Below are 12483 nucleotides of genomic sequence, written 5' to 3'. Positions count from 1 at the left end.
CGTGAAACCGTCGGACCAACCGGACACCACCGGACGCCCTGACGCGGGCCGCCCGGACGCCGGCCACCGTCTTACCGCCTGCGTCGTCGCCATCCTGCTGGCGGCCGGCCTGGGCTGGGGCGGCTGGCGGCTGGCGCAGGCCCGCCTCTCGGGGGCCGACGTGGCGCCGTCCGCCTGGCTGGACGGCTCGGCGGGCGCCGCGCTGAACCGGGCGCTGGCCTTGCCGCGCCAGGCCGACGTCGACACCTGGAACGCCGCGCTGCGTTATCGGCTCCTGGGCGACCTGGGCGAGCAGGTTGCGATGGGCTGCCCGCAATGGCTGTTCTACCGCGACGGCCTGCGGCCCCCGCCCGGCGTGCACGTCTTCAATGAACGCCTGCGGCTGATGCGGCATTGGGTTCGGGAACTGCGCGCCAAGCAGGTCCAGGTGCTGGTCGTCGCGGTGCCCGACAAGTCGCGCATCGAATCCGGCCAGCTTTGCGGCCTGCCGGTGTCGCAACCGATGCGCCAGGTCCTGGACGACTGGCAGGCGGCGCTGCGGGCGGACGGCGTGCCCTTCGTGGACCTGCGCGAGGCGCTGCAGGCGGCCCCCGCGCCCCGCTTTTTCCGCACCGACGTGCACATGAATGCCCAGGGCGCGCAGGCCGCCGCCGCGCGGGTGGCCGAGGCGGCGCTGCCGCTGCTGGGCGGCGCGGGCACGCAGGCGTTCAAGACCGATCCGGCGCCCGCGCCGCAGCCGCGCATGGGAGACCTGATTGTGCTGGCGGGCCTGGAGCGCGCGCCGCCCGGCTGGCGGCCCGACCTGGAGCAGGTGTCGGAAGCGAAGATCGAGCCGGTGCGCGGCGGCGGCCTGCTGGACGAGCCCGCGCCGGTGGACGTGCTGCTGGCGGGCACCTCGAACGGCCGCCGCAGCCAGTTCGCCGAACGCCTGGGCATGGGGCTGGGCCGCGAGGTGTGGAACATGAGCCTGGACGGCGGACAGTTCTCGGGTGCGTTGACGATGGCGCTGAACCAGCGCGCGCAGTGGCCCGCCAGCCTGAAGCTCGTGATCTGGGAGTTCTCGGAGAACGCCCTGTCGCTGCCGCTGACCGCGGACGAACTCGCCCTGCTGGCCCGCATCCCGTAGCGAACCGACATGCTATTCAATTCCTACCTGTTCCTGTTCATCTTCCTGCCCGTCACGCTGGCGGCGTACTACGCGCTGGGGCCGCTGAACGTGCGGCTGGCGGCGTTGTGGCTGTGCCTGACCTCGCTGGTCTTCTACGGCTGGTGGAATCCGCAGTTCGTCGTGCTGCTGGCCGGTTCCATCGCCTTCAATTACATCGTCAGCCAATTGATATTGCACTACGCCGGGCGGCCCCGGCTGCAAGGGCTGATCGTGGGCCTGGGCGTGGGCGCCGACCTGGCGCTGCTGTTTCACTACAAGTATTTCGCGACGCTGCTGAACTTCCTGAACGACCTGGGCATGACGGCATCGACGGCGGACGACATCATCCTGCCGCTGGGCATTTCGTTCTTCACGTTCACGCAGATCGGCTACCTGCTGGACTGCAAGGCGGGTGTGGTGAAGGAACGCAGCCTGCTGAGCTACGTGCTCTTCGTGACCTTCTTTCCGCACCTGATCGCCGGCCCCATCCTGCATCACAAAGAGATGATGCCGCAGTTCGCGCAGCCGGAGAATTACCGGTTCCGGGCCGAGAACCTGTCGGTGGGCGCGATGCTGTTCGTGATCGGGCTGGCCAAGAAGGTGCTGCTGGCCGACGGCATCGCGCCGTATGCCGACGCGGGCTTCGCGGCACCGGGCGAGCTGCAGTTCTTCGGCGCGTGGGGCGCCAGCCTCTGCTATGCGCTGCAGCTCTATTTCGATTTCTCGGGCTATTCGGACATGGCGCTGGGCCTGGCCAAGATGTTCGGCATCCGCTTCCCGCTGAACTTCAATTCGCCCTACAAGGCCGGCAACATCATCGAATTCTGGGCACGCTGGCACATGACGCTGACGCGCTACATCACGGCCTATCTGTACTACCCGGTAGCGGTGGCCGTGAACAAGTGGCGCACGAACCGCAACCTGCCGGTGGGCTCGGCGGGTCTGAAGACGGCGGGCGGCTTTGCGGGCAGCATCGCGCTGCCCACGCTCTTCACGATGACGCTGGCAGGCGTGTGGCACGGAGCGGGCTTCCAGTTTGTCGTGTTCGGCCTGCTGCACGCGATGTACCTGTCGGTGAACCATGCGTGGCGCATCTTCGTGGTGGGCCGCAAGCCCGCGGCGGCGCGCAACACCCATCCGGCCACGCGCGCGCTCTGCGTGCTGGTGACCTTTGTCGCGGTGCTGGTCGCGCAGGCGTTCTTCCGCGCCCACGGGGTGGGCGACGCGGTGCTGCTGCTGCAGGGCATGGCGGGCGCGCGCGGCATGGAAGCGCTGGACCTGTCCACGCATGTCTCGGGCCTGGCGGCGGGCGACGCGTGGCGCCTCGTCGCCGGCCATCACCTGCAGTTCATCTACGCCGTCGTGCTGCTGGGCATCGCGTGGTTCACGCCCAATTCGCACCAGATCCTGGGCCGCTGGTCGCCCGCCCTTTTCAAGCCGCACGAGGCCCCGCAGCCCTTCATGCGCTGGCGCCCCAACCTCGCCTGGATGGCGGTCATGGTGGCGCTGCTGGTTTTCTGCCTGGTCAACCTGCACAAGGAAACCCGGTTCCTTTACTTCCAATTCTGACCGCACACACGGTCGCGGAGCATTCCATGGACATCAACGCTATCGAAGTCAAAGTGGCGCAACTCGTCGAAGGCATCATCCTCACCCAGGTCGACCCCGACACGCTGCTGATCGAATCGGGCCTGGTCGACTCGCTGGCCGCCGTCGACGTGGCGCTCGCCGTGGAGCGTGAGTTCGGCTGCAAGATCCCGCCCACCGAGATCGACGTGCACCTGGAATCGGTGCACACGCTGGCCGCCTTCATCGCGCAGCACAGCCGCGCCTAGCGCGCGCCGAGCGGAGGGCCGGACCATGCGTTTCGATTTCAATGCCTGCGATTTCGTGGACACGCAGGGCGGCGCGGACGCCATCGCCGTGGTGGACGCGCATGGCGCGACCTCGTGGGGCGCGCTGCGCGCGGCCACCGAAGCGTGGGAAACGGCCGCGCGCGACGCCGGCGCGCGGTCCGACGTCCCGCTGGTGATCTCCGGCCACAAGGAGGCCGCCTTCCTGGTGGCCATGCTGGGCTGCCTGCGCCTGAGCGTGCCCTTCGTGCCGGTGGACGTGATCAACCCGCCCGAGCGCATCGCGCGCATCGGCGAGCTGGTCCGCGCCGGCCTGCGCTACGACGCGCAGGCGCAGTCTTTCATTCCCGCGGGCGACGCTTCCCCGTTGGCCGAAACCGGCCTGGCCTACATCATGTTCACGTCCGGCAGCACGGGCGATCCGAAGGGCGTGCAGATCGGCCGCGAGAGCGTGGCGCTTTTTGCCGGCTGGATACGCGATTGCCTTGCGCTGGGCCCCGCGCCGGTGTTCATGGACCAGATGCTGTTCAGCTTCGATTTCTCGCTGTTCAACTGGGTCGGCGCGCTGGCGCTGGGCGGCGCCTGCGTGCTGTGCCCGCGCGAGACCATCGCGCAGCGGGACCGCTTCGTGCAGTACCTGGCGGGCACGCGCATCGGCGTCTGGGCGTCCACGCCCTCGTTCGTGCGGCAGCAGCTCTTCAATCCCGACTTCGACCACGTCCACCTGCCGGACCTGCGCGTGTTCGTCTTCGGCGCGGAGTCGCTCACGCCGGCCCTGGCCGAGGAAATCTGGCAGCGCTTTCCGCAGGTCCGCATCGTCAATTCCTATGGCCCGACGGAGGCCACCTGCTCCACGACCTGGGTCGAGATCGACCCGGCGCTGCGCGCGGCGGCGCCGAATCCTTTTCCGATCGGCCGCGCCAAGCCCTACGCCGACGTGTTCATCGAGCACGGCGAAATCTGCATCGCCGGCGACCATGTCATGCGGGGCTATCTGAACCGTCCCGACCTGAACGCGACGCGCATGTTCACGCGCGACGGCAAGCGCGGCTACCGCAGCGGCGACCTGGGCGAGATGGACGCGCAGGGACGGGTCACCTTCCGCGGACGCATCGATGACCAGATCAAGCTGCACGGCTACCGTATCGAGCTGGCCGAGATCGATGCCGCCCTTGCCACCCTGCCCGGCGCGCGGGCCGGCGCGACGGTGGCGCTGCGCCGGCCCGACGGGGCCATCGTCCGGCTGATCGGGTTCGTGGAACCGGCCGCGAGCGGTCCGGCAGGCCTGCAGCCCCTGCCCGCGCACCTCGCCGACTGGAAAGACACGCTGGCCCGGCGTCTGCCCCCCTACATGATTCCTTCCGAGCTGCTGGCCTGCCAGCGCTTTCCCACCACCAGCACGGACAAGGCGGACCGCAAGCAGCTTGAACGCCTGTACCTCGAAGCGCGCCTCAGCAAGAAACCGGAGCAGCAAGCATGACACGCACGACCCATCGCCTCGCCCTCGCCATCGCCCTGGCGGCCGCCTGCGCCAGCGCCGCCGCCGAAGGCGTGCTGGCGCAACTCTATGCCGCGCGCCCGCCCGCCGGCTCGTCCTTCGTGCGTGTGGTCAATCCCCACGTGCATCCGCTGCAGGCGCAGGTGGCGCAGGGTCCGGTCCAGGAGATCGGCCCTGACAGGCAGGCCACCACCTACGCCATCGTGAAGGGCAACCAGCCCTTCGACGTGCGCATCGACGGCAAGCTCGCGGGCACGCTGCAGGTCGCGCCCGACACGTTCAGCACACTGGTTCCGCGGCGCGACGGTGGCAGGCTGTCCTTCAGCGTCATCGACGACAGCGCCGGCGCGCTGGATGCGCTGAAGGCGGAACTGCGCTTCTACAACCTCGCGGCGGACTGCCCCGCCGGACAGTTGTCGGTCAGCCCGCCGGGCCCCGTCCTGTTCAAGGACGTCGATCCTGGCGGTTCCGCCGCGCGCGCCATCAACCCGGTCAGCGCCACGCTGGTCGCCGGCTGCGGCGCGGCCGTGTCGCCAGCCCTTGCCCTGCCCGCCCTCCAGCCGGGCGACCACTACAGCCTGTTCCTCACCGGCACGCCGCAGGCGCCCGTCCTGAAAGGCCAGGCCAGCGGCACGGACCCTTACAAGAAATAGGAAGACTCTCATGCGCCGCGTATTCCGGGACGACCACGAACTTTTCCGCGACCAGGTCAAGCGCTTCATCGCCAGCGAAATCGCTCCCCACTACGCCGAGTGGGAGCAGGCCGGCGTGACGCCGCGCGCGTTGTGGCGACGGGCGGGCGAAGAAGGACTGCTCAATTGCGCGCTGCCGGATCCCTATGGGCCGGGCGGCGATTTCGGCCACGCCGCCGTGGTGATCGAGGAACTGGCCCGCGCGAACTTCCTGGGCATCGGCTTTTCGATCCATTCCGACATGGTCGCGCCTTACCTGATGAACGTCGGCACCGACGCGCAGAAGGCCCGCTGGCTGCCGGCCATGACGCGCGGCGAGACGATCGGCGCGATCGCGCTGACCGAGCCGGACGCAGGCAGCGATCTGAAGGCGGTGCGCACGCGCGCGCGGCGCGACGGCGACCACTACGTGCTCAGCGGGCAGAAGACCTTCATCACCAATGGCGTCAACGCCGGACTGGCCATCGTGCTGGCCAGCACCGATCCCGACCTGGGCGCCCGCGGGCTGTCGCTCTTCTGCGTGGAGGAAGGCCTGCCCGGCTACACGAAGGGCGCGCCGCTGGCCAAGATCGGCCAGCACAGCCAGGACACCTGCGAGCTGTTCTTCAGTGAGGCGCGCGTGCCGGCCGATTGCCTGCTGGGCCCGCCCAATGCCGCGTTCGAGATCATGACGCGCGAACTGGCGCGCGAGCGCCTGGCGATCGCGCTGCGCGCGGCGGCCTCGCAGGAGGGCATGCTGGAACAGGCCGCGCAATACACCCGCGACCGGAAGGTGTTCGGACGGCGCGTGATCGACTACCAGAACACGCGCTTCAAGCTGGCCAACGCGCGGGCCCAGAGCGCCATGCTGCGCGTCTTCCTGGATGACTGCCTGGCACGCATGCTGGACGGCGAGCTGGACGCCACGACGGCCGCGATCGCCAAGCTCAATGCCACCGAGATGCAGGGCCGCATCCTGGATGACCTGCTCCAGCTCTATGGCGGCTATGGCTACATGGCCGAGGTCGGCATCGGCCGCGCATGGGCCGACGCGCGCGCGCTGCGCATCTTCGGCGGCACCAACGAGGTCATGCTGGAGATCATCGGCCGCAGCTTCCACTGACGCTGCGCGGCCGGCTTCAGATCCGCGCGTCCATCCAGGCCCGCATCAGCGCGCGCGCCTCGGGCGTGTCGTCGATGACCCAGGGGTCCAGCGCAAAAGCCACGATGCGCTTGGCGCCATAGCCTCGGGCCACTTCCCATTGCTCGCGCACGCGTTCGAAGTCGGCCGAGCGTGCCTTGAAGGTCGAGCCATCGGTGGCGCCCGAGGGCAGTTCCTCGAACAGTTCCAGGATCAGGTCGAACGAGGCGTGGCGGGCCCGCAGCATGTCGTGCAGCGGCGCCAGCGCACGCAGGTTGGCCAGGCCCGCCACGCCCACGCCGTCCTGGATCATCGGATGGATGGCCACGCGATCCAGGATGCGGCTCCACAGCGTCGCCAGCGATCCCTCGCCCGGCAACCGGCTGTGATACGTGGAAATGCAGGGCACTCCGCGGCTGGTGGCCTGGGCCGCGCGCGACAGCGCGTCCAGCCACGGCACCAGCAGCGCCTGGCGTTCGGCGGCCGCCCAGTTGTACTGCTCCAGCTCATACGGCAGATACCATCCGCGGAACGCGCGGCGCTCGTTCCAGCCGGATTGCTGCATGTAGGCGATGCCGCGCGCGCGCGTCTGGTCCAGGTAGGCGGCCAGCGACGTCGTGTCCGCGCGGGCCAGCACGTCCCACCAGCGCTGGTCGTAGGGCAGGCCCACGTGGATGCCCAGCCCCTGGCGCGCGGCTTCGTCGAACAGCGTGTCCAGCAGCGTCCCGGGCGCCATCCAGTCGTCCGGGCGCCCGCCTTCCAGCCCGGTCCATTGCAGAAAGATCTCGCGGCAGCCCAGCCGCCGGAAGCTGCGCAGACGCAGCCGCCACGCGTCCGGCGTCAGGTCCGCGTGGCTGCGCCAGAGCTGCAGAAAGGTGGCATTCAGGGAGAGCGGCGGCGAGCAGGCGGCCAGCGGCGCCAGCGCGCCCAGGGCCAGCGCCTGGAACAGGCGCCGGCGCAGGCGGGACTTGATCTGCGGATGTACCAGGAGACTGCCCTGCCCTTATCCGCGATTGCCGAAGAGGCCCGACAGCGAGCCGAGCAGGTCCGCCGGATTGAATTGCTGGCCGGGCTGCACCGCGCCTTCCGGCGTGGCCTTGTCGACCAGCTGCGGCAGCAGGGCCGACAGCGAATCCAGCACGGAAGTGGTGTCCTGCCCGGTCTTGGCGGCCAGTTCGTCCACGACGCCGGGTTCCAGCACCGCGCCGAGCTGGCTGGGGCTGACGGGCAGGTTCTGGCCGGTTCCCACCCAGGAAGCCACGATCTCGCCCAGCCCGCCCTTCTGGAAGCTGGCGATCAGGCCGGTCAGCCCGCCGGGATATTTGTTCAGTTGCTCAATCAATGCAGGCAACAGCGAGGCCGATCCGCCCTGCTGACCGCCGCCGGCCATCGAGGCCAAAGTGTCCAATAGGCTCATTGCCGCGCTCCTGGAAAAGTCGGAAAACCAGTATAGGCCGACGAAAAGCGTCGCGCGCGCCGATGCGCCTGCCGCCGGGCTCGACTTTGCAAAAGTTGTAAATCAGGCCGGGCGGCTCATCCTTTCGGCGGAGGCGTCAATGCCCTCAGCGCCTTCAGCGCCTTCTGGCCCGCGCGCCCGTCGGCCGGCAAGCCCAATTCGCGCTGCGCGGCCTGCAGGGCCTGGCGCGTGCGGGCGCCGACCATGCCATCGGGCTCGCCCACGTCATAGCCGCGGGCGATCAGCAGGCGCTGCAGTTCGCGCCGTTCGGCGCGCGACAGGCCCGGGTCGTCCGTGGGCCAGGCCTGGACGAACGGACCGCCGCCGCGCAAGCGGTCGGACAGATGCGCGATGGCCAGCGCATAGCTTTCGGCGGCGTTGTAGGAATACAGGGCGTCAAAATTGCGCGTGACCAGGAACGCCGGGCCGCCGCGGCCCGCGGGCAGCAGCAGGCCGGCCGGCGTGTCGCCGCCCGGCAAGGGCTGGCCGTCGGCGCGGGTCACGCCCTGCTTTACCCAGGACGACATCGGACGCTTGTTCTTGCGGCCCGCGCCGGCAGTGTCCAGCCCGGCGGGCAGCCTGACCTCGTAGCCCCAGGCCAGCGCCGGATTCCAGCCCGCGCGCTTCAGGAAGTTGGCGGTGGACGCGAGCGCGTCGGGCACGCTGTCGACCAGGTCGCGGCGGCCGTCGCCATCGAAGTCCACCGCCAGCCGCAGGTAGGTGGACGGCATGAACTGCGTCTGGCCGAACGCGCCCGCCCAGGAGCCGACAAGGCGGTCGGGCGCGATGTGCTCGTCCTGGATGATCTTGAGCGTGGCGAAGAATTCGCCCCGGAAATACGCCTGGCGCCGGCCGAAGCACGACAGCGTGGACAGGGACGTCAGGAGCGGCCGGCCGCCCAAGGTGCGGCCGAAGTTGCTTTCCACGCCCCACACCGCGGCGATGGTGGCCGGGTCCACGCCATAGCGCAGCGATGCGCGCTCCAGCTCGGCCTGCCAGCGCGCCATGCCGGCCTGCCCGTCGGCCACGCGCTCGTCGTCCACCAGGCCCGCCATGTAGTCCCAGATGGGCGTCTTGAATTCGGGCTGCGCATCCAGCAGGTCGATCACCGCCATGTCGGGCGCGAGCCCGGCGGTATGCGTGTCGAAGGTCGCGGCCGCGACGCCGGCCTTCAAGGCGGGCCCGCGCAACTGCGACAGGCACGCGGAAAATGGGTCGGCGGCCAGCGCCGCGGACGCCGGCAGGACCAGCGCGGCGCTGGCCAGCGCACGGATCAACAGGGAGGTCATGCTTGGGATTCCTTGAGAGGTGCGATCGCGGCGTCGCCTTGCAGGCGCCGCGTCCAGTCTTCGACTTCGCCGGCGTGCGCGCGCTTTTCAAACAGCGTGCGCCAGTTGGGCGACAGTTCGGGCAGCGCCGCCAGCGCGCGCAGCACGTCCGGCTCGAGCACGCGGCGGTTCAGGATGTCCTGCACGCGCGCCAGCGTCCATTGCGGATGCGGCCGCTCCTGCAGCGACACCGTGTCGCCGGGCGCGAGCCAGCCGGCCTGCAGCACGCGGTAGTACCAGCCGGTCATGCCGCTGGCCTGCACCTGCGCCGCCATGCCCTTGTGCTGGAACCGGTGATCCAGCTTCCAGCACGGCTGGCGCGCCTGCGACACCTGGATCAGCGCGGCGCCCGCGCGGTAGATGTCGCCCACGCACACGTCGCGTTCCGTCATGCCGGTGGTCGAGATGTTTTCGCCGAAGGCCCCGGGCGCGCGCAGCACCGTCCGCTCGCCCAGCGCCGCAAGCCAGGCCGGATAGTGCTCGCGCGCGTAATGATGCAGCGCCTTTTCCGGGCCGCCATGAAAGCGCCGGTCCGCCTGTTCGTCTCCGCCCAGCCCTTCCGGCCCCAGCCAGCGCCGCTCGGCCACGGGATGCTTGTCGATGCCGCTGTCGCGCCCCGAATCGCCCAGCGGGCGGACCGTGCCCGTCAGCAGCGCGTCGATCGTGATGTCCATCTGGATGCCTTCCTCAGCCGGCCTGCAGCGCGGCAAGCTCGTCGTCGTCGAAGCCGGCGGCGCGCCGCGCCTCCAGGTTGAAGGGGCCGCGCAGACGCGGCGCGTCATATTGCCTGGCCAGTTCGGCATAGCAGGCCACCGGTTCCTTGCCCGCCAGCGCGCACTGCTGCTTGTACCAGTGGTTGCCGATGGCGACGTGGCCGATTTCGTCGCGCAGGATGATGTCGACGATGGCCGCGCTTTGCGCGTCGCCCGCGCCGGCCAGCTTGTTGCGGATCATGGGCGAGGCATCCAGTCCGCGCGCCTCCAGCGTGCGCGGCACCAGCGCCAGCCGGGCGAGCAGGTCGTCGCGGGTTCTTTCGGCCATTTCCCACAGCCCGTTGTGCGCGGGAAAATCGCCGTAGGCATAGCCCAGGGCGTCCAGGCGCTGGCGCAGCAGGTCGAAGTGCAGCGCCTCTTCGCGCGCGACGCGCAGCCAGTCCCGGTAGAAGGCCTCGGGCATGCCGGCAAAGCGCCACATGATGTCGAGCGCAAGGTTCACCGCGTTGAACTCGATGTGGGCCAGGGCGTGCAGCAGCGCCGCCCTGCCCTCCTGCGTGGCCATGGAGCGCTGGCTGACCTCGGCGGGCGCGACCAGCGCAGGCCGCGCCGGACGGCCGGGCAATCCGTCGACAGGCGCGAAGACCCGCTCGCAATCCAGTCTGGCGTCGTCCGCGATGGCGCGCACCCGCGCCAGCTTGTCGGGCCATGCCGTGGCGGCCAGCGCCGCCAGCGCCTGCGCACGCATGCCGAGCGCCTCGTCCCCCTGTGCCATCGGGGCTGTCCTGCTGGTGTTCATGTTGCCGTCGTCCCGGGCCGCGCGCGGCCGCTTCGAATCCTGCCTGTATTCCTGCATCAAATACTGCTTCAAATCCTGCTTCAAAGCCCGCTTCAAATCCCTTCCAGCGCCGTGGTCCGGACACCAGGCGCACCCGAAGACTTTATCATTCGCGGATGGATTCCCTGCGCCTGACTCTAGAAACCGATCTGTCCCGCATCGACGCCCGGCAATGGGACGCGCTCGCGGGCGACCAGCCCTTTCTGCGCCATGCCTTCCTGCTCGCCCTGCACGAAACGGGCTGCGCATCGCCGCGCACCGGCTGGGCGCCCCACTTTCTTGCGCTGTGGCGAGGGGACGCGCTCGCGGCCGCGGCGCCCCTGTACCTGAAATCGCACTCGCGCGGCGAATACGTCTTTGATTATGCGTGGGCCGACGCCTTCCAGCGGCACGGCATGCGCTACTACCCCAAGCTGCTGTCGGCCATCCCGTTCACGCCGGTCACGGGCCCCCGGCTACTGGCGGCCAACGACGAAGACCGCGACGCCCTGGTGCGCGGGCTGGTGGCGTTTGCGCAGGAGATCAACGTGTCGTCCCTGCATCTGCTTTTTCCCGACGACGCCGACGTGCGCGTGCTGCGGGAGGCCGGCTTCATGATCCGCGAGAGCGTGCAGTTCCACTGGACCAACGCCGGCTACGCGGATTTCGACGCATTCCTGGCCGCCATGAGCCACGACAAGCGCAAGAAGATACGCCAGGACCGCAAGAAGGTCGCCGCGGCCGGCCTTGCGTTCCGCTGGCTGCGCGGGGCCGAGATCGGCGCGCAGGAGCTGGCGTTCTTCTACGACTGTTATTGCCGCACCTACTTCGACCACGGCAACCCGCCCTACCTGAGCCGCGCGTTCTTCGAGCGCGCGCACCGCGACCAGCCCGAGGCCTTCGTGCTGATCCTGGCCGAACGCGATGGCGAGCCGGTGGCGGCCGCACTCAACCTGGCCGGCGGCGATGCGCTATATGGCCGCTATTGGGGCGCGACGGAATATGTGCCTGGGCTGCATTTCGAGACCTGCTACATGCAGGCCATCGCCTACTGCATCGCGCATGGCATCGCGCGCTTTGAGGGCGGCGCGCAGGGCGAGCACAAGATGGCGCGCGGCCTGCTGCCCACGCCGACGTGGTCGGCACATTGGGTGGCCCACCCCGGATTCGCCGAAGCGATCCAGAATTTCCTGGACGAGGAAACCGCCGCCGTGACGGACTACCTGGGCGAACTGGAATCGCATACGCCGTTCAAGGGCGCTTCGTAGGTGTCAGGGGCACTGGGGGGTGTCTGACACCCGCGAAACGCACGAGCAAGCTGACGGCAATCTCTGTCGGGTGTCAGACACCGACCGCTGCCGGGTGTCAGAGAAAGCGGTCCAGCAGCTTGCGGCTGTGCTTGTCCAGCGCCTGGATGTCGCGCACCAGATAGAAGATGCCGTGGTTGTCGGCGATGAGCAAGGTCTGCGCCGACAGGCGGCGGATGTCTTCTTCGCCGCGCAGCGTGAATGACGTCGGGCCGCGGTCGGTCTCGACCTTCCAGACGCTGGGCGTGGCGTAGGTCGAGACGCTGGACAGCTTGCGGATCTCGGGCATGAATTCGCGGCTCGCGAGTTCTTCTTCGATCAGGGCGCGCGGTTCGGCCGGCACGTCGGACAGGTGTTCGATCCAGAGCAGCTCGTGCCCGTCGCTGGTCACCAGCGACAGGCCGCGCCCCGCTTCGCTGATGGGAAAGGCGCGCACCGGAATGACGCCTTCGTGCGATTCGCCGTCGGCGGACTGGAATTCCAGGCGCCCGAAGGCATTGCGGCGCAATTGAAAGAACGGCAAGGTCATGATGGGTTCCGTCTGGGCGTCCG

The 12483-nt window shown here is 69.3% G+C and carries 13 protein-coding genes; 7 read left to right on the top strand and 6 right to left on the bottom strand.

Annotated elements, in window-relative coordinates; translation table 11 throughout:
- Position 1 precedes the first annotated feature (1 nt).
- From BMW75_RS06585 to BMW75_RS06560, 6 genes are read left to right on the top strand one after another with little or no spacing between them, the layout of a single operon-like run.
- Positions 2 to 1126: an alginate O-acetyltransferase AlgX-related protein gene (locus BMW75_RS06585; RefSeq protein WP_175493110.1), complete on the top strand. Its 1125-nt coding sequence runs from the start codon at positions 2 to 4 to the stop codon at positions 1124 to 1126.
- Between the two features lie 9 nt (positions 1127 to 1135).
- Positions 1136 to 2716 (top strand): MBOAT family O-acyltransferase, encoded by a 1581-nt coding sequence (locus tag BMW75_RS06580; RefSeq protein WP_092577967.1) that lies wholly within the window; start codon positions 1136 to 1138, stop codon positions 2714 to 2716.
- A 26-nt stretch (positions 2717 to 2742) separates the two neighbouring features.
- The gene (locus tag BMW75_RS06575; protein WP_092577966.1) at positions 2743 to 2982 is read left to right on the top strand and encodes an acyl carrier protein; all 240 of its coding nucleotides are present in this window, start codon (positions 2743 to 2745) and stop codon (positions 2980 to 2982) included.
- 25 nt (positions 2983 to 3007) lie between these two features.
- Positions 3008 to 4480, top strand: coding sequence for an AMP-binding protein (locus tag BMW75_RS06570; protein ID WP_092577963.1), 1473 nt, complete (start codon positions 3008 to 3010; stop codon positions 4478 to 4480).
- The gene (locus BMW75_RS06565; RefSeq protein ID WP_092577961.1) at positions 4477 to 5151 is read left to right on the top strand and encodes an alginate O-acetyltransferase AlgF; all 675 of its coding nucleotides are present in this window, start codon (positions 4477 to 4479) and stop codon (positions 5149 to 5151) included. The genes BMW75_RS06570 and BMW75_RS06565 overlap by 4 nt, the downstream gene beginning before the upstream one ends.
- 10 nt (positions 5152 to 5161) lie before the next feature.
- Complete coding sequence (locus BMW75_RS06560; RefSeq protein WP_092577959.1) at positions 5162 to 6292, top strand: acyl-CoA dehydrogenase family protein; 1131 nt, start codon at positions 5162 to 5164, stop codon at positions 6290 to 6292.
- A gap of 16 nt (positions 6293 to 6308) precedes the next feature.
- Here the strand turns inward: BMW75_RS06560 and BMW75_RS06555 are convergent, their stop codons facing one another.
- From BMW75_RS06555 to BMW75_RS06535, 5 genes are all read right to left on the bottom strand, one after another.
- Complete coding sequence (locus tag BMW75_RS06555) at positions 6309 to 7181, bottom strand: DUF4434 domain-containing protein (protein WP_256381715.1); 873 nt, start codon at positions 7179 to 7181, stop codon at positions 6309 to 6311.
- A gap of 132 nt (positions 7182 to 7313) precedes the next feature.
- On the bottom strand, positions 7314 to 7727 hold the full coding sequence (locus BMW75_RS06550) for a YidB family protein (protein WP_076519513.1): 414 nt from the start codon (positions 7725 to 7727) through the stop codon (positions 7314 to 7316).
- 116 nt (positions 7728 to 7843) lie between these two features.
- Positions 7844 to 9055, bottom strand: coding sequence for a lytic murein transglycosylase (locus tag BMW75_RS06545; protein WP_092577955.1), 1212 nt, complete (start codon positions 9053 to 9055; stop codon positions 7844 to 7846).
- Positions 9052 to 9768, bottom strand: a complete 717-nt coding sequence (locus BMW75_RS06540) for an MOSC domain-containing protein (protein ID WP_092577953.1) — start codon at positions 9766 to 9768, stop codon at positions 9052 to 9054. The genes BMW75_RS06545 and BMW75_RS06540 overlap by 4 nt, the downstream gene beginning before the upstream one ends.
- A gap of 13 nt (positions 9769 to 9781) precedes the next feature.
- Entirely contained in the window at positions 9782 to 10582 is an 801-nt protein-coding gene (locus BMW75_RS06535) for a ferritin-like domain-containing protein (protein WP_092578065.1), read from the bottom strand.
- Positions 10583 to 10761: 179 nt separating this feature from the next.
- On the opposite strand from BMW75_RS06535, the gene BMW75_RS06530 reads away from it, so the two are divergent.
- Positions 10762 to 11892, top strand: coding sequence for a GNAT family N-acetyltransferase (locus BMW75_RS06530; RefSeq protein WP_092577951.1), 1131 nt, complete (start codon positions 10762 to 10764; stop codon positions 11890 to 11892).
- Positions 11893 to 11989: 97 nt separating this feature from the next.
- Here the strand turns inward: BMW75_RS06530 and BMW75_RS06525 are convergent, their stop codons facing one another.
- Entirely contained in the window at positions 11990 to 12460 is a 471-nt protein-coding gene (locus tag BMW75_RS06525; protein ID WP_076519506.1) for a cyanophycin metabolism-associated DUF1854 family protein, read from the bottom strand.
- Between the last annotated feature and the right edge of the window lie 23 nt (positions 12461 to 12483).

The sequence above is a fragment of the Achromobacter sp. NFACC18-2 genome (assembly GCF_900108985.1).
Classification (GTDB): Bacteria; Pseudomonadota; Gammaproteobacteria; order Burkholderiales; family Burkholderiaceae_B; genus Achromobacter.
The sequence above is the reverse complement of the archived record's forward strand: the minus strand, read 5'-3'. Positions and strand labels throughout refer to the sequence as shown.

Coding starts and splice junctions, on each gene's coding strand:
- BMW75_RS06525 (WP_076519506.1), bottom strand. CDS start 12,460: ATGACCTTGCCGTTCTTTCAATTGCGCCGCAATGCCTTCGGGCGCCTG.
- BMW75_RS06540 (WP_092577953.1), bottom strand. CDS start 9,768: ATGGACATCACGATCGACGCGCTGCTGACGGGCACGGTCCGCCCGCTG.
- BMW75_RS06560 (WP_092577959.1), top strand. CDS start 5,162: ATGCGCCGCGTATTCCGGGACGACCACGAACTTTTCCGCGACCAGGTC.
- BMW75_RS06545 (WP_092577955.1), bottom strand. CDS start 9,055: ATGACCTCCCTGTTGATCCGTGCGCTGGCCAGCGCCGCGCTGGTCCTG.
- BMW75_RS06530 (WP_092577951.1), top strand. CDS start 10,762: ATGGATTCCCTGCGCCTGACTCTAGAAACCGATCTGTCCCGCATCGAC.
- BMW75_RS06580 (WP_092577967.1), top strand. CDS start 1,136: ATGCTATTCAATTCCTACCTGTTCCTGTTCATCTTCCTGCCCGTCACG.
- BMW75_RS06570 (WP_092577963.1), top strand. CDS start 3,008: ATGCGTTTCGATTTCAATGCCTGCGATTTCGTGGACACGCAGGGCGGC.
- BMW75_RS06575 (WP_092577966.1), top strand. CDS start 2,743: ATGGACATCAACGCTATCGAAGTCAAAGTGGCGCAACTCGTCGAAGGC.
- BMW75_RS06565 (WP_092577961.1), top strand. CDS start 4,477: ATGACACGCACGACCCATCGCCTCGCCCTCGCCATCGCCCTGGCGGCC.
- BMW75_RS06550 (WP_076519513.1), bottom strand. CDS start 7,727: ATGAGCCTATTGGACACTTTGGCCTCGATGGCCGGCGGCGGTCAGCAG.
- BMW75_RS06535 (WP_092578065.1), bottom strand. CDS start 10,582: ATGGCACAGGGGGACGAGGCGCTCGGCATGCGTGCGCAGGCGCTGGCG.